This is a genomic window from Promicromonospora kroppenstedtii (genome assembly GCF_044389675.1).
GTDB lineage: Bacteria > Actinomycetota > Actinomycetes > Actinomycetales > Cellulomonadaceae > Promicromonospora > Promicromonospora kroppenstedtii.
The window spans coordinates 79,410-101,595 of sequence record NZ_JBIRYI010000019.1 but is presented as its reverse complement, the minus strand read 5'-3'; the positions used below and the strand labels follow the sequence as shown (position 1 = coordinate 101,595).

The 22,186-nt window shown below is 72.6% G+C and carries 21 protein-coding genes; 7 read left to right on the top strand and 14 right to left on the bottom strand.

The window, feature by feature from the left end; genetic code table 11:
- Positions 1 to 176 precede the first annotated feature (176 nt).
- A complete protein-coding gene (locus ACH47X_RS24245) occupies positions 177 to 806 on the bottom strand; it encodes a TrmH family RNA methyltransferase (protein ID WP_397407658.1) in 630 nt (209 codons plus the stop codon).
- 98 nt (positions 807 to 904) lie between these two features.
- Between ACH47X_RS24245 and ACH47X_RS24240 the strand changes: the two genes are divergently transcribed.
- Positions 905 to 1,651, top strand: coding sequence for a VTT domain-containing protein (locus ACH47X_RS24240; RefSeq protein WP_397407656.1), 747 nt, complete (start codon positions 905 to 907; stop codon positions 1,649 to 1,651).
- Positions 1,652 to 1,725: 74 nt separating this feature from the next.
- Entirely contained in the window at positions 1,726 to 2,502 is a 777-nt protein-coding gene (locus ACH47X_RS24235; protein WP_036962622.1) for an HAD-IIA family hydrolase, read from the top strand.
- A 64-nt stretch (positions 2,503 to 2,566) separates the two neighbouring features.
- On the opposite strand, the gene ACH47X_RS24230 is transcribed toward ACH47X_RS24235, so the two are convergent.
- Together ACH47X_RS24230 and pyrE are read right to left on the bottom strand one after the other, a co-directional pair.
- Entirely contained in the window at positions 2,567 to 3,295 is a 729-nt protein-coding gene (locus tag ACH47X_RS24230) for a hypothetical protein (protein WP_397407654.1), read from the bottom strand.
- 81 nt (positions 3,296 to 3,376) lie between these two features.
- Positions 3,377 to 3,952, bottom strand: a complete 576-nt coding sequence (gene pyrE, locus ACH47X_RS24225; RefSeq protein WP_036962722.1) for an orotate phosphoribosyltransferase — start codon at positions 3,950 to 3,952, stop codon at positions 3,377 to 3,379.
- A 72-nt stretch (positions 3,953 to 4,024) separates the two neighbouring features.
- Between pyrE and ACH47X_RS24220 the strand changes: the two genes are divergently transcribed.
- A complete protein-coding gene (locus ACH47X_RS24220) occupies positions 4,025 to 5,122 on the top strand; it encodes a magnesium and cobalt transport protein CorA (protein WP_397407652.1) in 1,098 nt (365 codons plus the stop codon).
- 49 nt (positions 5,123 to 5,171) lie between these two features.
- Here the strand turns inward: ACH47X_RS24220 and ACH47X_RS24215 are convergent, their stop codons facing one another.
- From ACH47X_RS24215 to ACH47X_RS24200, 4 genes are read right to left on the bottom strand one after another with little or no spacing between them, the layout of a single operon-like run.
- Positions 5,172 to 5,951: an SDR family NAD(P)-dependent oxidoreductase gene (locus ACH47X_RS24215; protein WP_397407650.1), complete on the bottom strand. Its 780-nt coding sequence runs from the start codon at positions 5,949 to 5,951 to the stop codon at positions 5,172 to 5,174.
- A 23-nt stretch (positions 5,952 to 5,974) separates the two neighbouring features.
- Positions 5,975 to 7,477: a tripartite tricarboxylate transporter permease gene (locus ACH47X_RS24210; RefSeq protein ID WP_397407648.1), complete on the bottom strand. Its 1,503-nt coding sequence runs from the start codon at positions 7,475 to 7,477 to the stop codon at positions 5,975 to 5,977.
- Complete coding sequence (locus tag ACH47X_RS24205; protein ID WP_397407646.1) at positions 7,470 to 8,060, bottom strand: tripartite tricarboxylate transporter TctB family protein; 591 nt, start codon at positions 8,058 to 8,060, stop codon at positions 7,470 to 7,472. Before ACH47X_RS24205 ends, ACH47X_RS24210 begins: the two co-directional genes overlap by 8 nt.
- Positions 8,057 to 9,058, bottom strand: coding sequence for a Bug family tripartite tricarboxylate transporter substrate binding protein (locus ACH47X_RS24200; protein ID WP_397407644.1), 1,002 nt, complete (start codon positions 9,056 to 9,058; stop codon positions 8,057 to 8,059). The genes ACH47X_RS24205 and ACH47X_RS24200 overlap by 4 nt, the downstream gene beginning before the upstream one ends.
- A gap of 184 nt (positions 9,059 to 9,242) precedes the next feature.
- Here ACH47X_RS24200 and ACH47X_RS24195 point away from each other — a divergent pair, with 184 nt between their 5' ends.
- Together ACH47X_RS24195 and ACH47X_RS24190 are read left to right on the top strand one after the other, a co-directional pair.
- The gene (locus tag ACH47X_RS24195) at positions 9,243 to 10,580 is read left to right on the top strand and encodes an ATP-binding protein (RefSeq protein WP_397407642.1); all 1,338 of its coding nucleotides are present in this window, start codon (positions 9,243 to 9,245) and stop codon (positions 10,578 to 10,580) included.
- Positions 10,577 to 11,287: a response regulator gene (locus tag ACH47X_RS24190; protein WP_397407640.1), complete on the top strand. Its 711-nt coding sequence runs from the start codon at positions 10,577 to 10,579 to the stop codon at positions 11,285 to 11,287. The genes ACH47X_RS24195 and ACH47X_RS24190 overlap by 4 nt, the downstream gene beginning before the upstream one ends.
- A gap of 132 nt (positions 11,288 to 11,419) precedes the next feature.
- Here ACH47X_RS24190 and ACH47X_RS24185 read toward each other — a convergent pair whose 3' ends face one another.
- The 6 genes from ACH47X_RS24185 to ACH47X_RS24160 form a co-directional block, all read right to left on the bottom strand.
- Entirely contained in the window at positions 11,420 to 11,839 is a 420-nt protein-coding gene (locus ACH47X_RS24185) for a rhodanese-like domain-containing protein (protein WP_397407638.1), read from the bottom strand.
- Between the two features lie 95 nt (positions 11,840 to 11,934).
- Complete coding sequence (locus ACH47X_RS24180; protein ID WP_397407636.1) at positions 11,935 to 12,117, bottom strand: hypothetical protein; 183 nt, start codon at positions 12,115 to 12,117, stop codon at positions 11,935 to 11,937.
- 102 nt (positions 12,118 to 12,219) lie between these two features.
- On the bottom strand, positions 12,220 to 12,900 hold the full coding sequence (locus ACH47X_RS24175) for a hypothetical protein (RefSeq protein ID WP_397407634.1): 681 nt from the start codon (positions 12,898 to 12,900) through the stop codon (positions 12,220 to 12,222).
- A 111-nt stretch (positions 12,901 to 13,011) separates the two neighbouring features.
- Complete coding sequence (locus tag ACH47X_RS24170; RefSeq protein ID WP_397407632.1) at positions 13,012 to 15,525, bottom strand: dipeptide ABC transporter ATP-binding protein; 2,514 nt, start codon at positions 15,523 to 15,525, stop codon at positions 13,012 to 13,014.
- A complete protein-coding gene (locus ACH47X_RS24165) occupies positions 15,522 to 16,469 on the bottom strand; it encodes an ABC transporter permease (RefSeq protein WP_397407630.1) in 948 nt (315 codons plus the stop codon). The genes ACH47X_RS24170 and ACH47X_RS24165 overlap by 4 nt, the downstream gene beginning before the upstream one ends.
- A gap of 25 nt (positions 16,470 to 16,494) precedes the next feature.
- Positions 16,495 to 18,015, bottom strand: coding sequence for an ABC transporter substrate-binding protein (locus ACH47X_RS24160; protein ID WP_397407629.1), 1,521 nt, complete (start codon positions 18,013 to 18,015; stop codon positions 16,495 to 16,497).
- A gap of 167 nt (positions 18,016 to 18,182) precedes the next feature.
- Here ACH47X_RS24160 and ACH47X_RS24155 point away from each other — a divergent pair, with 167 nt between their 5' ends.
- A complete protein-coding gene (locus ACH47X_RS24155) occupies positions 18,183 to 19,007 on the top strand; it encodes an exodeoxyribonuclease III (RefSeq protein WP_397407627.1) in 825 nt (274 codons plus the stop codon).
- A gap of 143 nt (positions 19,008 to 19,150) precedes the next feature.
- On the top strand, positions 19,151 to 21,025 hold the full coding sequence (locus ACH47X_RS24150) for a septum formation family protein (protein WP_397407625.1): 1,875 nt from the start codon (positions 19,151 to 19,153) through the stop codon (positions 21,023 to 21,025).
- Here the strand turns inward: ACH47X_RS24150 and ACH47X_RS24145 are convergent.
- Positions 21,003 to 22,049 carry an ArsR/SmtB family transcription factor gene (locus ACH47X_RS24145; protein WP_397407623.1) on the bottom strand — a complete coding sequence of 349 codons (1,047 nt, stop codon included), beginning with the start codon at positions 22,047 to 22,049 and terminating at the stop codon, positions 21,003 to 21,005. The genes ACH47X_RS24150 and ACH47X_RS24145 overlap by 23 nt on opposite strands.
- Positions 22,050 to 22,186: the final 137 nt, after the last annotated feature.

The following is a 22,186-nucleotide window of genomic DNA, read 5'->3' as shown; positions in this document are numbered from 1 at the left end:
AGTCGCCCCCCAGCCTCTACAGTTGGTACTCAGGTGCGTAATATTGCACGGCGGACTCGGCAGTTGGCATCGAGATCGGCTCAGGCCTGAGCCGATCTCGATGCCAACTGCCGACCGTGCTAACTGCCGAATCTGCCAACTGCCGACGATGCAAACTGCCGAGCGAGCCCAGGGACTCAGGCGTGCTGCTCGATCCAGGTGTGCATGGCGATCGCGGCCGCGGCGCCCGCGTTGATCGAGCGCGTCGACCCGTACTGCGTGATGTGCAGGACGACGTCGCAGGCCGCCTGCGCCTCCGCCGTCAGGCCCGTCGACTCCTGGCCGAACAGCAGCACGCAGCCACGGGGCAGCGCGTGCCCCTCGATCGGCACCGACCCGGGCACGTTGTCGATGCCGACGATCGGGAGGTCACCGGCCCACTCGGCCAGCGCGGCGGCGTCCGCGTGGTGGGTCACGTGCAGGTAGCGGTCGGTGACCATCGCGCCGCGGCGGTTCCAGCGACGTCGGCCCACGATGTGCACGCCCGCCGCGTTGAACGCGTTGGCGGTGCGGACCACGGAGCCGATGTTGAGGTCATGCGCCCAGTTCTCGATCGCCACGTGGAACGGGTGCCGGCGCGTGTCCAGGTCGGCGACGATCGCCTCCACGGTCCAGTAGCGGTACTGGTCGGCCACGTTGCGGCGGTCGCCCTCGGCGAGGAGCTCGGGGTCGTAGCGGGGGTCGTCGGGCCGGATGCCGGGCCAGGGCCCGACGCCGACCTCGGGCTCAAGACCCTCCGCGGGGACGGGCAGCGGGCGCTCAGACAAGGCCGACCCTGCCGGGGCCGTGTGCGGGTGCTGTGACGGTTCCCGGACCGGAGGACGTGCTGGTCATGCCCGTCATTGTGCCCCGCTACGCTCGATCCATGCTGACGACCGTACTCCCGGAGGTCGTGTCCGGGCTGGCCGCCGCCCCCGTCGACGCAGCGGCCGTGCCGCAGCTCCTGGGCATCGACTGGATGGACCCGAACTACCTCATCGAGCGGTTCGGGGACGCCGCACTGGTCGGCATCGCGCTCGTCATCTTCGTCGAGACGGGGCTGCTGTTCCCGATCCTGCCCGGCGACTCGCTGCTGTTCACCGCGGGTGCGCTCGTGGCGCAGGGCACGCTGCAGATCAACATCGGGGTGCTGTGCCTCATGCTGTTCGCCGCCGCGTTCCTCGGCGACCAGACCGGCTACCTGATCGGCCGCAAGGCGGGCCCCAAGATCTTCGACAAGCCCGACTCGAAGCTCTTCAAGCGGTCCTACATCGACCAGACCAACGCGTACTTCGACAAGTACGGCGGCCGCACCATCATCGTGGCCCGCTTCGTGCCGATCGTGCGCACCTACGCCCCGGTCGCGGCCGGCGTCGGCAAGATGTCGTACCGGCACTTCGTCACGTACAACGCGATCGGCGCGCTCCTGTGGGCGGTCGGCGTGACCCTGCTGGGCTACGTGCTCGGCAACTTCACCTTCGTCAAGGAGAACATCGAGGCGCTGCTCGTCCTCATCGTGCTGGTCTCGGTGATCCCGATGGTCGTCGAGATCTGGCGGGCCCGGCGCGCGGAGAAGGCGGCCGCGCAGTCCGAGGACGCTCTGGCGGGCACCGCCCGCGAACCGCAGGAGTAGGCGCGGGCCGGGGCCCGTCGCCAGGGACCGGGGCGGCACCAGGCTTTCACGCGCGAACCACTAGGCTGGCGCCCATGATCGAGCGGACCACCGAAGCCTGGCTCACGGACATGGACGGCGTGCTGGTGCACGAGGGCACGGCCCTCCCCGGCGGCCCCGAGTTCATCAAGGCGCTGCGCGACAAGGACCTGCCGTTCCTCGTGCTGACCAACAACTCGATCTTCACGCCGCGCGACCTGCGCGCCCGGCTCGCGTACAGCGGGATCGACGTGCCGGAGCAGAACATCTGGACGTCGGCCCTGGCGACGGCGCAGTTCGTCGCCGACCAGATCCCGAACGGCAGCGCGTACGCCATCGGCGAGGCGGGCCTGACGACGGCGCTGCACCAGGCGGGCTACACGCTCACCGACGCGGACCCCGACTACGTGGTGCTCGGCGAGACCCGCACCTACTCGTTCGAGGCGATCACCAAGGCCATCCGCCTGATCGTCGACGGCGCCCGGTTCATCTGCACCAACCCGGACGTCACCGGCCCCTCGCAGGAGGGCCTGCTGCCCGCCGCGGGCTCCGTGGCGGCCATGATCACGGCGGCGACCGGCCGTCAGCCCTACTACGTGGGCAAGCCCAACCCGGTGCTGTTCCGGTCGGCGCTGAACCTGATCGGGGCGCACTCGGAGTCGACCGCCATGGTGGGCGACCGCATGGACACCGACATCCTGGGCGGCATGGAGGCCGGCCTGGAGACGTTCCTGGTGCTCACCGGTTCGACGTCGGCGGGCGAGGTCGAGAAGTACCCGTTCCGGCCCAGCCACGTGATGAAGTCGATCGCGGACATCGTCGAGCTGGTCTGAGCGGTCGAGCCGTTCTGAACGCTCCGGCACGGCACGGAGCCGGACGGCGTCAGGACGAGCCAGGTCAGGTCAGGCCCGGGATCCCGAAGCCGTCGATCGTGCCGCCCGACTCGAAGCGCGGCCCGCCCTTCTCCATGGGCAGCACGATTCGCGCGACGTCCGCGACCCGCTTGGCCCGGTCCGTCAGGGTGGTGACGTCGGTGCGGCCCGGACGCCACAGCAGCACCGAGGGCCCCTCGATCCGCAGCCGGGAGCCGTGGAAGTCGGGCAGCATCACGATGTTGGCGAGGCGCGCGTCGAGAGCCCGCCGCGCGAAGAACTCGTCGGACGTGCGCACCAGCCACTGGCCGTCGAACGCCGGGTTGTCGATCTGCACGTCCTGCGCCCCGAACAGCTTCTGCCACTTCTCGCGGAGCCCCTCCGGCGAGAGGTCGATCACCGGCTCGCCCGGCAGCGCGTCGAGCGCCACCACGTGTGCCGTGCGGCGCAGGCCGATCCGGCGCGAGTCGCCCTCGGGCGCGCCGGACCGCCACGTGTAGGTGAACGAGACCATGTCGAACCCGTCGACGTTGCCGCGGACGACGTCGCGGGCCACCCGGTCCACGCCGATGCCGAAGGGCCGGCCGGTCCAGCGCTGGGCGAGGACCGAGTCCTTGCCGACGTACTCCCAGCCGTTCGCCTCGGCCCACTGCGCGACGTCCTGCGAGCGCCCGCGCTTCATGATCCGCGCTGCGGCGACCGTGAACGCCACCACGCCGATGACGAGCAGGACTAATGCGACAAATGGCCCCATGAACTTAAAGATACAGTAGGGCTAGGCAAAAGTCTCCGCGGGGGAGTGATATGGAGACGGCCAGTTTTGCGGTAGCAGCCTCTAGGAGAGGCCGAGGTCCCCGAGCCCGTAGAGGTAGTGGTACGGCACCCCGAGCGCCTCGATCTTCTCGCCCGCGCCGGTGGCCCGGTCCACGATCGTGGCGACGCCCAGCACCTCGGCGCCCGCGGCCCGGGCGGCCTCGATCGCCGCGATCGGCGACCCGCCCGTCGTCGTCGTGTCCTCCACGACGACCACCTTGCGGCCGGCGATGTCCGGGCCCTCGATCTGTCGCTGCATACCGTGCGCCTTGGCCGCCTTGCGCACCACGAACGCGTCCAGGTCCTGCCCGCGCGAGGCCGCGGCGTGCAGCAGCGCGTCCGCGATGGGGTCCGCGCCCAGGGTGAGGCCGCCGACGGCGTCGATCTCGGCCGTGCCGAGCCCGACCTCCTCCAGGTGGTCCAGGAGCACGTGCCCCACGAGCGGGGCGGCCCGGTGGTGCAGCGTGATGCGGCGCAGGTCGACGTAGTAGTCGGCCTCCTTGCCGGAGGAGAGGGTCACCTTGCCGTGCACCACGGCGAGCTCCTTGATGAGCTCGGCGAGCTGCTCGCGCGGGGTCGGGGAGAAGTCAGCGTTCACGGTGCAAGGGTACGTCGCGCGTGCCGCCGGACCGTGGCCCGGGTTGCCGTCCGCCTCTGGGAAGGTTCTGCTGTGAGCATCATGGACAACGCGGTGTACGTGGACGGCAGGCGCACGGCCAACCCGGCGAGCATCGAGGAGACCTGTGAGACGACCCGCGAACGCGGCGGGATCGCCTGGGTCGACCTGTCGTGGCCGGCGCCGGCCGAGATCGAGGCAGTCGCCGCGGAGTTCTCCCTGCACCCGCTGGCGGTCGAGGACGCCATCAACGCGCACCAGCGCCCCAAGGTCGAGCACTACGACGACGTGCTGTTCGTGGTGCTGCACCCCGCACGCAACATCGACGACGACGGCGACGGGCACGTCGACCGCGTGGAGTTCGGCGAGGTGCACGCGTGGGTGGGCCCGGACTTCGTCGTCACGATCCGGCGGTCCGTGACGCCCGACCTCGACGCCCTGCGCGACCGGCTGGAGCAGGACCCGGACCTGCTGCGCCTCGGGCCGGTCGCGATCCTCGCGGCGCTGCTGGACGAGGTCGTGGACACCTACCGACCCGTGGTCACGCGCCTGCGCGGGGCCATCGACCAGATCGAGGACCAGCTCTTCTCGCGCGACCCGGGGGTGTCGTTCCGCATCTACGAGGCGACCCGCGAGGTGATCGGGCTCCAGCGCGCCACCGGCCCGCTGGTCGAGATGCTCCAGGACCTGTACGACGCCAAGCGGGAGTACGCCGACCAGCAGTCCGCCGCCGCGCACCCGGAGGACGCCCCGCACCCGGAGGGCGACGTGCAGGACCACCGTTGGGTCGAGCTGCTGCGCAGCCTGCGCAACGTGCTGGACCACGCGATCAAGCACGCGGAGACCTCGGAGACGTTCCGCTCGCTCCTGACCAACGCCCTCAACGTGCACTCCACGCTGGTGACGCAGGAGCAGAACGAGGAGTCGCGCCGGATGACGGAGATCAGCCTCAAGCAGGACGAGCAGATGAAGAAGATCTCCGCGTGGGCGGCCATCCTCTTCGCGCCCACGCTGATCGGCACCATCTACGGCATGAACTTCACGCACATGCCCGAGCTGCGCTGGACCTTCGGGTACCCGCTCGCGATCCTCGGGATGATCGGCCTGGGCGGCGTCTTCTACTGGATCTTCAAGCGCGTCGGCTGGCTCTGACGTCGGCCCGCCCGACGCCGGCCCACCGGGCACCGGCCCGGGCGCCTGCTCAGCGGTAGCTGCCGACCGCGCGCACCGCCCAGCGGGGCATGACCCGCAGCGCGGCCGAGGCCACCTTGTAGCGCACCGAGGGCGTGGACAGGACGACGCCGCGGCGCGCGTCCGCGAGCGCCGTCCGCACCACGTCCTCGGCCTGGAGCCAGCCCCACTCGGGGACGATCGAGGACTCGGCGATTCCGGCGCGCGCGTGGAACTCGGTGTGCGTGAACCCGGGGGACAGCAGCGTGGCGGTGACGCCGGTGCCCTTGAGCTCGGCGGCCAGGGACTCGGTGAAGGTGCGCACGTACGCCTTGGCGGCGGCGTAGGTGCCGCCCGCGGTGAGGGCGGCGACCGAGCCGACGTTGAGGATCGCGCCGCGGTCCCGTTCGAGCATCTGCCCGACGGCGGCGTGCGTGAGCTCGACGACGGCCTTGACCATGACGTCGATCCCCCGGCGCTCGGTGGTGACGCGGCCGGTCGCGAACGGCGAGCTCGTGGCGAACCCGGCGTTGTTGACGAGCAGGCCGACGGGCCGCAGGTCGCCGTCCTCGGGCCGGCCGCCGACGACGGCGAGGCGCGCCGCGACGCGCGCGACGTCGTCGGGCACCGAGAGGTCCGCCGGCAGCACCTCGACCGCCACGCCGGTAGCGGCGCGGAGCTGCGCGGCGACCTCCTCGAGCCGTGCGGCGTCCCGGGCGACCAGCACCAGGTCGTGCCGGTCGGCGGCGAGCTGCCGCGCGAACTCCAGGCCGAGGCCGGCGGTCCCGCCGGTGATCAGTGCTGTGCTCATGCGGACGAGCCTAGCCAGTGCGTCTAGGCCTCCTCCGCCCGCTCGCGGCGCTTGAGCCAGATGCCCACGGCCAGGAGCACGATGATCGCCGCGTACGCGGTCGCGGCGAACGGGCTGGTCACGAGGTAGGACAGGTCGCCCTGGCTGATCGCGAGGGAGCGGCGCAACCGGTCCTCCGCCATCGGGCCGAGGATCATGCCGACCACGAGCGGCGCCACGGGGTACCCGTAGCGGCGCATGAAGAACCCGATCAGGCCGATGAGCACCAGGAGCAGCACGTCCACGGGCGCGAAGTTCAGCGCGTACGAGCCCAGCGCGCCGAACAGGAGGATGCCCGCGTACAGGTAGTGCCGCGGGATGCGCAGCACCTTGACCCACATGCCCACCAGCGGCAGGTTCAGCACGACGAGCATGAGGTTGCCGACATACAGGCTGGCGATGAGGGCCCACACCAGGGAGGACTCGTTCTGCAGCAGCATCGGGCCCGGCTGGATGCCGTAGGACTGGAACGCGACGATGATGATCGCCGCCGTCGCCGTCGTGGGCAGGCCCAGGGTGAGCAGCGGGACCAGCACGCCCGACGCCGCCGCGTTGTTCGCGGCCTCCGGGCCGGCCACGCCCTCGATCGCGCCCTTGCCGAACTGCTTGCGCCGGGGGCCGGCGAGTCGCCGCTCGGCGGCGTAGGACAGGAAGGTCGCGACGTCGGCGCCGCCCGCCGGGATGGTGCCGACGGGGAACCCGATCGCGGCGCCGCGCAGCCACGGCTTCCAGGACCGGCGCCAGTCGTCGCGCTTCATCCAGGTACGCCAGCCCTTCTCGACCGGGATGATCCGGACCGGTCCGTGGCGCATGCGCGAGCCGACGTACACCGCCTCACCGACGGCGAACAGGCCGACGGCGACCACGACGACGTCGATCCCGTCGGCCAGGTTGGGCACGCCGAACGTGAAGCGCTGCTGGCCGGTCAGCGTGTCGGTGCCGATCAGCCCGAGGAACAGGCCGAGCGAGAGCGAGGCGAGGCCGCGCGGCACCGAGCTCCCGAGCAGGGCGCCCACGGTGACGAAGGCGACCACCATGAGAGCGAAGTAGTCGGGCTCGCCGAGCTGCACGGCCCAGCCGGCCACCACGGGCGCCAGGAACGTCAGCGCCACGGTGGCGATCGAGCCCGCCACGAACGAGCCGATGGCGGCGGTGGCGAGCGCCGCGGCCCCGCGTCCGGCGCGCGCCATCTTGTTGCCCTCGATCGCGGTCACGATCGACGCGGACTCGCCAGGGGTGTTGAGCAGGATCGACGTCGTCGACCCGCCGTACATGCCGCCGTAGTAGATGCCGGCGAAGACGATGATCGCCGCCGTCGGGTCCAGCGAGTAGGTCAGCGGCAGGAGCAGGGCGATGGTCATGGCCGGGCCGATGCCCGGCAGCACGCCGACCGCGGTACCGATGAACACGCCGAACAGCGCGTACAGCAGGTACATCGGGTGCAGCACGGTGGAGAAGCCCTCGATCAGGGCGGAGAAGTTATCCACGGAGGAACGGCACCCCTTCCAGCAGCGGTCCGGCCGGGAGCGAGAGCCCCAGCAGCCCGCCGAAGATCACTTGGATGACCAGGCCCAGCACGAGCCCGGCCAGGGCGGCGCGCCACCAGGGCCGGGCGCCCAGCACGACGGCGGCTCCGCCGAACAGCAGGGCGGCGGCGAACGGCCAGCCCACGGCGTTGATGGCGAACACGTGCACCACCAGGATCACGACGAGCAGCACCACGGTGAGCCAGTCGGTGCGGACGGAGGGGTCGACGTCCTCGCCGCCCTCCTCCTGACCGGTCCGGCCGCTCAGGATCAGCACGACCAGCACGACCCCGGCCGCGACGAGCATGCCGCCCACCAGGTAGGGGAAGGCCCGCGGGCCGAGGGTGTTGCTCGAGCCCGGGACGGTGATGCTCCCGGCGGCCACCAGCACGTACACGCCGAGCGCGGTGGTGGCCAGGGCGAGCACGAGCTCGCCCCACCGGCGCGGCGGCGGTTCGACGGCGCCCGGCGGCGGAGGTGCGTCCTCCGCCGTCGGGCCACCGGGCAGAACGGGCGCCTCGGGCGCCGTGTCGTTGCTGGTCACCTGACGAGCCCGATGTCCTTGAGCACCGTCTGGATCTCGGCGATGTTGCCGTCGAGGTAGGTGTCGAACTCGTCCCCGGCGAGGAAGGCGTCGTCCCAGGCCTTCTCCTCGAGCGTGGCCTGCCAGGCGTCGGACTCGGCGAGCTCGGTGACGGCGCTGGTCAGCGCCTCCTTCTCGGCGTCGTCGATCGAGCCCGGGGCGACCACGCCGCGCCAGTTGGTCAGGACGACGTCGTAGCCGGCCTCGGTGAGGGTCGGGGTGTCCGGGAGCGCGTCGACGCGCTCGGCGCCGGAGACCGCGAGCGCCCGGAGCTTGCCGGCCTGGACCTGCTCGGCGTACTCGCTGACGCCGGAGATGCCGGCGCTGACGTTGTTGCCGAGCAGCGCCGCCAGGGACTCGCCGCCGCCGGAGTACGCGATGTAGTTGAGGCTGCTCGCGATGTTGCCCGACGGCATGCCCGAGGCCTGGAGCAGCATGCCGGCGAGGATGTGGTCGGTGCCGCCGGCTGAGCCGCCGGTGATGGCGACCTCCTTGCCGTTCTCGTTGATGTCGTCGACGAGGTCGTCGATCGTCTGGTAGTCCGACTCCGCCGGCACCACGATGACCTCCTGCTCCTCGGTGAGGCGCGCGATCGGGGTGGTCTGCTCGATCCGCGCCTGGGCCTCGTTGGTCTCGACGGCCCCCACCATGACCAGGCCCATCACCAGCAGGGTGTTCGGGTCGGTCTCGGTCGCGATCTTCGCGAGGCCCACGGTGCCGCCCGCACCGTCGACGTTGGTGACGGTGGCGGAGCCGACCAGCCCCTCCTCCTGCAGGTCGGCCTGCATGGCGCGGCCGGTCTGGTCCCAGCCGCCGCCGGGACCGGCGGGGACCACGATGCTGAGCTCGTCGATGGCGGCGTCGCCTCCGCCACCGCCCGACTCCAGCATCGAACAGCCCGTGAGGGCCAGGGCCAGGACGATTCCGACGGGGGCAGCCCCGGACCGGATGATGCGCATGTCTCCTCCTTGAGCGGATGCGGGTACCGGAGCCGACCGCTTCGGCGGCTCTCGGACCACTTCGGCGAGAGCGTAGGGAGGGCGGCTCGCGGGGCCCCGGTTCTGGTCGCAAGAAAGGTTGTGGTCGTTTCGGTCACGCCGGGCGGCTACCGCGCGGGCTGTGACCGGGTGCACACTTGCGTCCGTGAAGAGAGCGATGACGCTCCGGGCGCAGCTGCTGGTGCTGCAGGTCGTCGTCGTGCTCGTGCTCGTGTGCACGACCGGGCTGGTGGCCTCCGCCCTGCAGGAACGACAGCTTCGTGAGGCGTACGTGGACCGGATGGCCGGGGTCGCGCAGTCCGTGGCGCGTCTGCCCGCCATCCACGACGCGTTCGACGACAAGGACCCGTCCGCGACCATCCAGCCGATCGCCGAGGTGATCCGCGAGGCGTCGCAGGTCACCTACGTCGTGGTCACCGACGAGAACGGCGTGCGCTACTCCCACCCCGACCCCGACCAGATCGGGCAGCGTGTGTCGACCGACCCGTCCGTGCCGCTGTCCGGCCGGGTGTGGACGGGCACGCAGACCGGCACGCTCGGCACGTCGTGGCGCGTCAAGGTGCCCGTGTTCGGCGACGCCGCCGACGACTCCTCGCCCGCCCCCGTGATCGGCACCGCCAGCGTGGGGATCCTGGAGTCCGAGCTGCGGGCCGACCTGAACGACGACCGGGGCTGGCTGCTCGGCACGCTGGGCGCCGCCGCCGTGGTGGGGGCGCTCTGCGCGGCCTGGGTGACACGACTGGTGCGCCGGCGGATCTACCTGCTGGAGCCCGACGACATCGCGACGCTGCTGGAGACCCGGGGCCTCGCGGACGCACTGCGTTCCCAGTCGCACGAGTTCGCCAACACCGTGCACGTCATCTCGGGGCTGCTGGAACTGGGCCGTACGGAGGAGGCGGTCGCCTTCATCGAGCGGTCGGGCTACGGCGGGCTGCTCACCGCGTCCGCCGTCGCGCCGGGCGTGCGGTCCCCCGAGATCGCGGCGCTGCTCCTGGTGAAGGCGATCACGGCGCGGGAGCGGGGCGCGACCCTCGACGTCTCCGAGGACTCGGTGCTGGAGGCGCCGGCCGGCCCCGACGACTCGTCGCTGCACACCGACGCCCTGGTGGTGCTCGGCAACCTGATCGACAACGCGGTGGACGCGGCGCGGCCCGAGGGCCGCGTCCGGGTGACGCTCCGCGTCGAGGGCCCGCACCTGGTGCTCCAGGTGGACGACGACGGCCCGGGCATCCCCGCGCAGCTGCACCACCAGGTGTTCAAGGCCGGGTTCTCCACCAAGGTCCCGGGCGACCGGGAGCACAGCCGCGGGATCGGCCTGGCCCTGGTCCGGCGGGTCGTGGACCGGCGGGACGGCGAGGTGGTGATCGGCACCGGCGACCTCGGCGGGGCGCGCGTGCGGGTCGAGCTGCCGGTGCCGGTCGCCGTCGAGCGGGTGAGGGCCGGTGTCGGTGCTGTTGTCGCCGCGGCGGAGGGGACGTCGTGACCGGGCCGGCGCGGACGCTGGTGGTCGAGGACGATCCGGCCGTCGCGACCGTGCACCGCGGCTTCGTGGAGAGCCACCCCCGGTTCGTGGTCGTCGGCGAGGCGCGGACCGGCGCGGACGCGCTGCGCCTCGCGGTCGCGCTGCGTCCCGACCTGGTGCTGCTCGACCTGCACCTGCCCGACTTCGGCGGGCTCGACGTGCTACGGAAGCTGCGGCACCTGCCCGGGCCGCCCGTCGACGTGGTCGCCACCACCGCCGCGCGCGAGCTCGGCACCGTGCGGCAGGCCATGGCCGGCGGCGTGGTGGCCTACCTCGTCAAGCCCTTCACGTCGGCAGCCCTGCGGGAGCGGCTCGACGAGGTGTGGCAGCGCCGCGAGGACGTGCGCCGCGCCCAGGACACGCTCGACCAGGACGAGGTGGACCAGCTCCTGGCGGGACCGCGCTCCGCCGTCGGCCGGTTGCCCAAGGGGCTGTCGGGCCGGAGCCGGGACCTGGTGCGGGAGGCGCTGGTGGGGCTGTGCGGGGTGGGCGGTGTGGGCGGTGCGGCCACCCGGGACGCGTCGGCGGCCGAGGTCGCGGAGGCGGTCGGGATGTCGCGGGTCAGCGCCCGCCGCTACCTGGAGCACCTGGTCACGCAGGGCTACGCGCAGGTGACGCCGCGGTACGGCACGACGGGCCGCCCGGAGAACCGCTACCGCCCGGCCTGACGCGCGGCCCGGCGCCGGCGTCGTCCGCCGTCCGAAGTGCGCTTCTACCCAGTCGTTGGGCCCGGAACCCGGGCTGGTTTCGGGCCCAATGACTGGGCAGAAGCGCACTTCGATGACACCCGCACCCCGGCGTCAGACCGGGGACGTCAGCGGGTCCACCTCCGGCTGGACCGGGCCTGCCGCCGTCTCGTAGGCGAAGCCCTCCCGGACCCAGTACTCGAAGCCGCCGATCATCTCCTTGACCTGATAGCCGAGCTTCGCGAACTCCAGGGCCGCCTTCGTGGCGCCGTTGCACGCCGGGCCCCAGCAGTAGACGACGACCGGCTTCTCGCGGTCGACGGTCTGCTCCGCCCGCAGGCGCACCTTGCCGCCCGGCAGGTGTACCGCGCCCGGGACGTGCCCCTGGTCCCAGCAGGCCGGGGAGCGCACGTCGACCAGCGTGAACGGGCTGCCCGCGGCGAGCGCGGCGTGGACGTCGCTGACGTCGGTCTCGAACGCGAGGCGGCCGGCGAAGTGGGCGACGGCGGCGGAGGTGTCCTGGGTGGTCGTCATGGCCAGATTCTGCGGACGCCAGGGCGCCAGGGACAAGAGCCCGGACACGCACTGTTCCTGAAGCGTCCGTAAGGCGCGCTACCCCGTGCGGCGCGTCAGACCCACAGGTCACCCGAGGGACCTGTGGGTCTGACACGTCCGGGGGTGGGGTACTCACGCTCCGCCATGGCACGGGTGAGCACCACAACACCGACGTCGTAGACCTCAGCGGTGTCCCTGTCGAAGTTCTCGAAGCGGCGCTCGATCTCGGCGAACTCCTCGGGGGTCAGTTCAGTCATGGTTCACCGCCGACGTCGTCGTGGTGTCTCCGGGCGGTACCTGCTTCGCGCCGGGCTTGCGACACTCACGATCGCGACGCGTCTCGTGGCAGGAACGCACCGTCAGTCCGTCGCGACCTCGCGCAGGAAGCGCACGACCCGGCGCGCGCGGAACATCAGCGCGTAGCCGATGGCGATCACGTGGCCCACCACGCGCATCGTCTCGTTGACGGCGCCCTCCAGGAGCGTGTCCTCGTCGTCGACCACGCCGTCCCGGGCGGAGCGCAGGCTGAGGATCCGGGCCCGGTCGGCGGGGCCCAGCTCCTCCAGGAGCTTCGGCACGGTGGACAGCGACTGCGCGAAGGGAGCGTTGCGCTCCAGGACGGGCTTGATGATGTCGTCGGGCTCGAGGAACTTCCCGGCGATGATCACGACGGCGACGATCGAGCGGCGTCGGGCGTACTCGGCGAGCACCGCGCCGGCGCCCGCGGACGCGCCCATGAGCGCGACCCGCTCGCCACGCTCCTCGAACTGCTCGACCAGGGCGTCGAGCCGGTCCAGCCGCTCCTGGAACGAGGCGTCGGACGACCAGCGGACCCGGAACATCGTGGTGCGCACGCCGAGGGCACGCCAGCTGCGCAGCGCCTCTCGCTGGAGGTGCACCAGGGGCGGCATGCGGTCGCCCAGCCCGGGCACGTAGATCAGCCGGATCGGCGGCTTCCGGGTGCGTACGCCCCGGGCTCCCGGGAGGCTCTCGGCGGGCGCGGGAAGGTCGCTGTCGTCGCTGGTCACGTGCTCGCTCATCTCGCGCAGGAGATTACACGGCGCGCACGTGTCAGACGCTCGCGGACGTGTCAGACGTACAGGTCACCCCAGGGATCTGTACGTCCGACACGTGCGGGGTGGACGGGCCGGTCAGCGCAGCTGCGGGGTCGCCGCGCGCAGGCGACGCGTGTACTCGTCCCGCGGATCGTCGTAGACCTGGGCGGTGGGCCCCTGCTCCACGATCAGCCCCTCGTGCATCACCGCGACCTGGTCGCAGACGTGCCGTACGACGCCCAGGTCGTGCGACACCAGCAGGAGCGTCAGCGCGCGCTCGTCCGCGAGGCGCGCGAGCAGGTCGAGCACCTGCCGCCGGACGGACACGTCGAGCGCGCTGACCGGCTCGTCCGCCACGAGGATGCGCGGACGGCACACCAGCGCCCGCGCGATCGCGATGCGCTGCCGCTGGCCGCCGGAGAACTGGTGCGGGTACCGCCCGGCCGCGTCGAGCGGCAGGCCGACGGCGTCCAGCATCTCGCGCACCGCGTCGCGGCGGCCGGCCGCCGAGCGCGGGCCGCCGTCCCGGACGTTCATGGCGTTCAGCAGCGGCTCCGCCACGATGTCGCCGATGGTCATCCGGGGGTCGAGCGAGCCGTACGGGTCCTGGAACACGAGCTGCAGCGCGGAGCGCAGGCCGCCCAGGTCGCGCGGCTCGGCCGGGCTGAGCTCGACGCCCGCGGTCACGACCCGGCCCGACGTCGCCCGGTCGAGCCCGGCGACGATCCGCAGCAGCGTCGACTTGCCCGACCCGGACTCCCCCACGATCCCGAACCGCTGCCCCTCCTGGACCGCGAGGGACACGCCCCGCAGCGCCTGGACCGGCTGGCCCCGGGGGGCGTAGGTGCGGGTCACGTCCTGGACGCGGATCAGGGCGGCGGGGGTCTCGACAGGCTCGACCCGCGATGGGGGCTCGGTCAGCGACGGCGACCGGCGGGGTTCGAGGGTGGACGCCGCCAGCAGCCGCCGCGTGTACTCGTGCCGGGGGCGCGCGAACACCTCGTCGACCGGTCCCTCCTCGACCACGACGCCGTCGAGCAGCACCACCACGCGCTCGCACACCTGGGACACCACGGCCAGGTCGTGCGTGATGAACAGCAGCCCGGCGCCCCGTTCGCTGACCAGCCGCGTCATGAGGTCGAGCACCTGACGCTGGACGGTGACGTCGAGGGCCGTCGTCGGCTCGTCCGCCACGAGCACGGCCGGGTCGTTGGCCAGCGCCGCCGCCAGCACCACGCGCTGCCGCTGCCCGCCGGACAGCTCGTGCGGGTACCGCCGGGCGGCGCCGGCGGGCAGGCCCACCTCGGCGAGCAGCTCGGCCGCGCGGCGCGTCGCCGTCCGCCCGTCCGTGCCGTGCAGGGTCATGGCCTCGGCGACCTGGTGGCCCACGCGCACGAGCGGGTCGAGCGCCGTCATCGGCTCCTGGAAGACCATCGAGATCGCCTGGCCACGCAGGCGGGCCAGGGCCCGCTCGCCCCGGTCCAGGAGGTTCCCGTCCACCCCGGCAAGGCCGACGTGCCCGGTCGCCGCGACGCCGTCGGGCAGCAGGCCGAGGGCCGCGAGCGCCGTCATGGTCTTGCCGGAGCCGGACTCGCCGATCAGTCCGACGCGCTCCCCCGCGGCGACCCGTAGCGAGAGGTCGTCCAGGAGGGTGCGTCCGCTCGTGGTGCTGACGGTGAGGTGCCGGAGGTCGAGGGCGGGGGTCCCGAGGGACTCGGCCCGCGGGGGCACGGCCCGTGCGGGCTCGACCTGCGGTGTAGCGGCGGACGCGCTCGCCAGCCGCGGGTCCAGGACGTCGCGGAGCCCGTCGCCCAGCAGGTTGAAGCCGAGCACCGCGACCGCGATCGCCACCCCGGGCACGATCGCGAGGTGGTCGGCCAGTCCGAGGAACTGCTGGGACTCCTGCAGCATGCGGCCCCACGACGGCGTGGGCGGGGGAGTGCCGAGGCCGAGGAACGACAGCCCGGCCTCGGCGAGCACCGCGATCGCGAAGTTCACGGAGCACTGCACCAGCACCGTGCCGGCGATGTTGGGCAGCACGTGCCGCGCCGCGATCGCGACCTCGCCGCGGTTCGCGGCGCGGGCGGCGAGGACGTAGTCGGACCGCATCACCTGCAGCGTCCCGCTGCGTGCGACGCGCGTGAAGGCGGGGATGGAGCCGATGCCCAGCGCGACCATCGCGGTGACCGTGCCCGCGCCGTAGACGGCGCCCAGCACGATCGCGAGCAGCAGGCCGGGGAAGGCGAGCAGGATGTCGGTGCCGCGCATGAGCACCGCGGCCGGCCGGCCGCGACCCGAACCCTGGAGCATCCCGGCGAGCACGCCGAGCGGTACACCCACGAGCGCGGCGATCCCGACCGCGACCAGCCCCACCAGGAGCGTGATCTGCGCACCGGCCATGACCTGCGAGAGCACGTCACGGCCGAACCGGTCGGTGCCGAACCAGTGCTCGGCTCCCGGCGGCAGCAGCCGCTCGGCGCCCGCGTGCACCGGGTCGTACGGGGTCCAGACGAGCGAGACGAGGGCCGTGACCAGCACCAGCCCCACCAGCACGGCGCCGATCACGAGCTGTGGGTGGGCGCCGGGACGGCGGCGCCTCGCGCCCCTCATGCCGCTCTCCGCAGGCGCGGGTCGAGCAGGGTGTAGACGAGGTCGACCAGGAAGTTCAGCAGCACCACCAGGACGACGAGCACCGCCACGATCGACTGCACGGCGAGCAGGTCGCGGTTGCCCACGGAGTCCAGCAGCAGGCTGCCGAGCCCCGGCACGGCGAACACCCGCTCGATCACGACGGCGCCGATCAGCATGGACGCGATCTGCACGCCCACGACCGTCACGATGGGCACGCCGGCGTTCCGCAGCCCGTGCCGGACCAGGGCGCCGGTGAAGGTGAGGCCCTTGGCGCGGGCGGTCCGCAGGAAGTCCTCGCGCATGATCTCCAGCACCGCGCTGCGCACGTACCGCGTGATGATCGCGGCCTGCACCGAGCCCAGCGCGACGGCGGGGAGCAGCACGTGCCGCCAGAACTCGCCGAGCCCGTCGACCGGAGCCGCCCAGCCGCCCGACGGCAGCCAGCCGAGCCGTACCGCGAAGAGTGCGACCAGCAGCACGCCCACCAGGAAGTTCGGCACGGCCACGCCCACCTGGCTCACCGCCGAGAGGGTCACGCCGCCCGCGTTCCGGTGCCAGACGGCGGCCAGCGTGCCCACCGGCACCGCCACCACCAGCGCGATCAGCATGCCGAGCAGCACCAGGATGCCGGTGACCTGCACCCGGTCCGCGACCAGCGGCGTCAGCTCCTGCGACGTCACGTAGCTGGTGCCGAGGTCCCCGGTGAGCAGCCCGCCCACCCACTGGAGGTACTGGACCACCAGCGGCCCGTCGGTGCCGTGCTCGGTCCGCCAGGCCGCGAGCGCCTCCGGGGACGCCTCGATCCCGAGCGCGACGGCGGCGGGGTCGCCCGGCAGCACGCGCAGCAGCACGAAGATCGCTGCCGTCGCCACGAGCAGCGTGACGACGAGCTGTGCGGCGTGCGAGGCGAGGTGTCTGACCACGGGGCGGCGTCCGGCGTCGGCCGGATCAGCGGTCCGACCAGCGCAGGCCGGTCAGGTCCATGGACTCCGTGGTGGCGTTCGCGGCGATGCCCGACAGTGCGGCGTCGGCCACCACGGTGTTGGGGAAGAGGAACAGCGGGTCGCTCGCGGCGTCGTCGACGATCATGCGCGAGACCTCCTGCATGCCGGCGACGTACTGGTCGGGGCTGCCCTCGTCGGCCTTCTCCGCCACCTGACCCAGCTCCGGGTTGTCGTAGCCGATGTAGTAGTCGGGGTCGCCGAAGACGGTGAGCATGTCCCGGGCCTCGGTGTGCAGGATCACGGACATCTCGTAGTCGTGCTCGGTGAACACCTTGTCGAGCCAGACGGCGGGGAACTCCGCGGGGACGATCTTCGCGTCGACTCCGACCTCCGCGAGCTGCGAGACCACCACCTGGGCGACGGCCTCGGCGTACGGGCGGGTCGGCACGTCGAAGGTGATGCTCAGGTCCTCGGCGCCGGCCTCGGCCAGCAGCTCGCGCGCCCGGTCGGGGTCGTACGGGTAGGCGCCGGTCAGGTCCTGGTAGTAGGGGTCGGTGGGCGGCACCATCGAGCCGATGAGCTCCCCGTGCCCGGCCCAGGCCGTGTCCAGCACGGCCTCGCGGTCGATCGCGTACATGATCGCGCGACGCACGTTCAGGTCGTCGAACGGCGGCCGGGCGTTGTTCAGCGCGAGCAGCACCTCGCCCGTCGAGGTGCCGTCGATCACCTGGAGGTCCTGGTCCTGCTCCAGCCCGGCCAGCAGGTCGGGCGCCTGCATGTTGTACGCCATGTCGATGTCGCCGGCGCGGACGGCGTTGGCCTGGGCGTTCGCGTCGGCGAAGTACCGGACGGTGACGTCGGTGATCGCGGGGGTCTCGCCCCAGTAGTCTTCGCGGGCGGCGAGCGTGATGTGCTCGCCGGTGGCGACCTCCTCGACCGTGTACGGTCCGGTGCCCACGGCCTCGGTGGCCAGGTCGACGGACAGGTCGTCGGGGAACATGGCGCCCACGGACGTGCCCATGTCGAACAGCCAGGCGTTGCTGGGGTGCGTCAGGGTCACGGCGACCTCGGTGTCGCTGACCGCCTCGGCGCTCTCGACCACGTCCATCTTCGACTTCAGGCTCAGCGTCCAGTCGTCCTGGACCCGGTCGATCGACGCGACGACGTCGTCCGCGGTGAAGGGCGAGCCGTCGGAGAAGGTCACGCCGTCGTGCAGCGTGAAGGTGTAGACCGTGCGATCACCGTTGATCTCCCACTTCTCGGCGAGCTGCGGCTGCACCTCGCCCTCCTGGTCGATCGTCACCAGGCCCTCGTAGACGTTGTTCATCAGCAGCTGCGGGATGGCCGAGCCGGAGGTGGTGGTGAAATCGAGGTTGGTGGGCTCCCCGGTCAGTCCGACGACGACGTCGGTACGCCCGGCCGAGGCCCCGCCGGACGAGCTGCCCGCGGAGCACGCCGTGAGCAGGGCCGCTGACGTGAGGACGACGACGGCGCCGAGGGCACGTCGCCCGGTGAGGATCTGCACACGGCCAGCGTAGTCGGGGTGAAACGGCTCGAAAATCAGGGTCCGAGAAGTGCGGTGGGGATCACAGCGCGCCGTCTACCGGACCTCCCACGCAGTCCGTGCTGGACCGCGCACACACCACATGGAGCGCACAGCGCCCCCGACAGCGCCGCACGTAGGCTGTCCGTGTGCGCCTCGTCACCTGGAACGTCAACTCGATCCGCACGCGGGTGGACCGCGTGCTCGCCTTCCTCGACCGGTCGGGGACCGACGTCCTGGCGATCCAGGAGACCAAGTGCCGGGACGACCAGTTCCCCACCGCGGCCTTCGAGGCCGCGGGGTACGAGGTGGCGCACTTCGGCCTCTCCCAGTGGAACGGCGTGGCCATCGCGTCGCGCGTCGGCCTGGCCGACGTCGCGACGCACTTCCCGGAGCAGCCCGGCTTCGCCAAGGCGGCCGCCGACGCCGACCCGGACACCCTGCTCGACGTGGCCCCGCCCCTGGAGGCGCGCGCGATCGGCGCGACCTGCGGCGGCGTCCGCGTGTGGAGTCTGTACGTGCCGCACGGCCGCGCGCTCGGGGACCCGCACTACGCCTACAAGCTCGCCTGGCTCGAGTCCCTCCGGACGGCGGCGAAGACCTGGGCCGACGCCGGCGACGCGGTCGCGCTCACCGGGGACTGGAACGTGATCCCGCTGGACACCGACGTCTACGACGCGGCGGACTTCGCCGGCAAGACGCACGTCTCCCCTCCGGAGCGCGCCGCGTTCGAGGCCTTCGGCGAGGCCGGGTACACGGAGCTGACCCGCAAGTTCCTGCCCGAGGAGCACACCTACACGTACTGGGACTACCAGCAGCTCGCGTTCCCCCGGAACAAGGGTCTGCGGATCGACTTCTGCTGGGCCTCGCCGGCGCTCGCCGGACGCGCCACGGGGGCCGCGATCGACCGGGACGAGCGCAAGGGGAAGGGCGCCTCCGACCACGTGCCGGTGATTGTCGACCTCACCGACTGATCCGTCGCGCGCCCGCTGTGATGTGCTGAGGTTCCACTCTCGATGGGGAAATCGTCGGGTGAAATTGTCCATAAATCGAGTGCTCTCGAAACGGGTGCCGTTCCGGTGGCAGGGTCGTTACAGAATGTCGGTAAGTTAACTGCATGACGTCGACGCCCGACCAGACACCGGCCGCCACTGAAGTCGCCGAGATCCCCGTTTCGGATTCTGTCGCGAAGGCGTCCGAGGTCGATTCGGAGCCGGGCCCCGCTCCGCAGGGCCCCTCCGGCAAGGGCGACAGCGACGACGACGCGGACACGTCCGAACCGGTGGGCGAGGCCCCGAAGGCTACCGAGGCCGACGACGCCGCGGCTGAGCGCGAGCCTGTGGACAACGCTGTGGACAGTGCCGCGGACGGAGCCGCCGACGACTCCGCGGACGATCCTGTGGACAACGCTGTGGACGAGTCCGTGGACAGCGCTGCCGGGGAGTCCGCCGACGACGCGAGCGTCTCGTCCGCGGACGCTGCTCCGGCAGGTTCAGCCCCGGAGGACTCCGCTCCGGAGGACTCCGCCGACGAGCCGGAGGTCGAGCCCGCGCCCGTCCCGGCGGCCGCAGCTCCGAGGCCTGCTCCCACGCCGGTCCCCGAGCCCGAGGACGTCGGGCCCGCCGAGCCGCCCGCACCGTCGAACCGCCCGAAGCGCTACGAGGCGCCCACCGAGGAGATCGCGATCGTCCCGGCCACGCGCCCCGCCGCGCCGACCGCACCCGAGGCGCAGGAGGCCGAGGCGCCCGAGACCCCGACGCCCGAGCCCCCGGCGGACGACGACGCCGGCACGCCCGCCGAGCCCGCTGGGAGCACCGGGCCCGCCGCCGACGTCGCCGTCGAGCAGGCGGACGAGGAGCCCGCCGAGAAGACCGAGCAGAAGGCCGCCGTCCCCGAGGGCGGCAAGAAGCCGGCTGACAACCTCCCGGTGATCGACGAGAACTTCGACTTCAAGGCGCTCTCGTTCGCGGCTATCTCGGCCGCGCACAAGAAGGCGCTGGGTCCCCGCACCGTCGCGGCCGAGGACGAGACGGGCGAGGACGGCGACGACACGACGGCGTCGGCAACCTCCCCGGCCGAGGCGTCCGCCGGCTCCCCCGCCGACCCACCGGCCGGCGACGCACCGACGCCCGACGCACCGGCAGCCCAGGCACCCGCGGCGGCCGCCGCCGGGCGGGCCACCACGGACGACGCCGCGACGGACGGGGCGGACGAAGCCGAGGGCACCACCGCTGAGCCGGAGCTCTTCGCCTCCCCGGCGACCCGCACACCGCTGGCCCCCACGCCGGCGAGCCCGTTCCCGACGCCCGCCGCGCCGGCGCAGCACCAGCCGGCCACGCAGACCCCAGCCCAGCCGTCGACGCAGCAGCCCGTCCCGCAGCCGCCGTCGCCGTTCCCCGGTGCCCCCGGCGGCTCGGCGCCGTCGTTCCCGGCGGTCCACGACTACGCGCCCGAGGCGGCGTACGCGGGCTGGCGGCCGCCCACGGCGGAGGACGAGTCGGCGAAGCGGCGGCGCTACGCCCTGATCGGCGGGGCGACGCTGGCCGTGGTGGCCGTCGTCGCGGTGATCGCCCTCATCGTGAACATGGTGGGCCGCCAGCAGTGGGAGCCCATCGAGGCGATGATCGCGGAGCCGCAGGAGGTGCACCCGCTGCAGCTCGTGCTCGGCTCCTGCGTGGAGAGCGTCCCGGCGGACGGCGAGGTCTCCGAGGTGCTCGCGGTCCCCTGCGACGCCTCGCACACCGCCCAGGTGGTGGGCCGCACGGACTTCGCCGACGCCGCCGTCTGGCCGGGCCGGGACGCCGTCGACAAGCGCATCGCGCAGGTGTGCGGCACCAAGCAGCTCGGCCCGGTCGCACGCACCAGCCCGGTGGCCGGCTCGGTGAGCTACGTGGTCTGGGGGCCCAGCGAGGAGTCGTGGGCGGACGGCGACCGCGTGGGCCTGTGCCTGGCGACGACCGCGGAGCCGATCACGCAGGATCTGCTGCAGTAGCTGACGCCGTCGGCACCCGGTGCCCGTCGCCGTCCAACAGAGTTCGGCCCAGCGGGGTGAGCGCGTGCAGCACCGTGTTGCGCTCGCGCTCGCTGGTGACGAGCCCGGCGTTGCGCAGCACGGTCGCGTGCTCCGAGGCCGACGCCGGCGAGATCGCCAGCCGCTGCGCGAGCTCGGTGGTGGTCGCCCCGATGCCGAGCTCCCGCAGGACCGCGGCCCGGGTACGGCCGAGCAGTGCGGTGAGCCTGCGGCCGCCGTCCTCGTCGGCCCGGTCCTCCGGTCGCTTGCCCGTCCAGACCTGCTCGTGGGTGATCGGGTAGAGCAGCAGCGGCGGCAGCTCGGGGTCGGCCAGCGAGATCGGGGCACGGTGGCAGAAGTAGGACGGGACGATGAGCAGGCCACGGCCCGCCAGGTGGACGTCCCGCTCCGCGGCGGTCGCGACCGACAGCACGGGATGCTGCCAGCGGATCGCGGGGTGCAGGCTCCGCAGCGCGTGCTCCGTGCCGCCCTCGACCCAGGCGCGGGTGCGCGCTGCCCGGTCCACGTCGACGGCGGCGAGGATCCCGCTCCAGTACGGCCCGATCGCCTGCCGGTGGTACGCCCGCATCGCGACGCCGAGCCCACGCAGGGCCGACGCCGACCCGTCGGCGAGGTCCCGCATCCACAGGTGCGGCGTCCGGCCGTGCGCGAGCCGCGAGATGTCGTGCCGGAGCCGGGCCTTCGGTGTGGACAGCACGGCGTCGAGGCCGACCTCGAACATGTCGGGGCCGGTCAGGGGTGCGCCGGAGCCGTCGACCGGCGTGAGGAAGTCCGGGGAGTAGCCACGCGGCGGGGCGAGGCGCAGCAGCATGCGCGCAGCGGGCGGCAGACCGGTCAGCACCCGCGCCCGCCAGGGCTCGAACAGCATGGAGCCCGAGCGCTGGTTCACGAGGTGGGCGCTGAGCAGGGTCTCCCACATGGGGTCCGGGCCTGGCGCGATCCGGACCCGCGCCAGATCATCCGCGGTGAAGTGGAAACGCAGCATCGGGCCTCCCTGAGCGCCTGTCCCTCGTGACCGCGCAGGGATTCACCCCGCACACACAGAGGGACGCGCCGCAATTCGGGTTCTGGGCGCCCAGGCGGCCACCTTCACAACACCGTCACAATCGGCCGCCGCCCGGC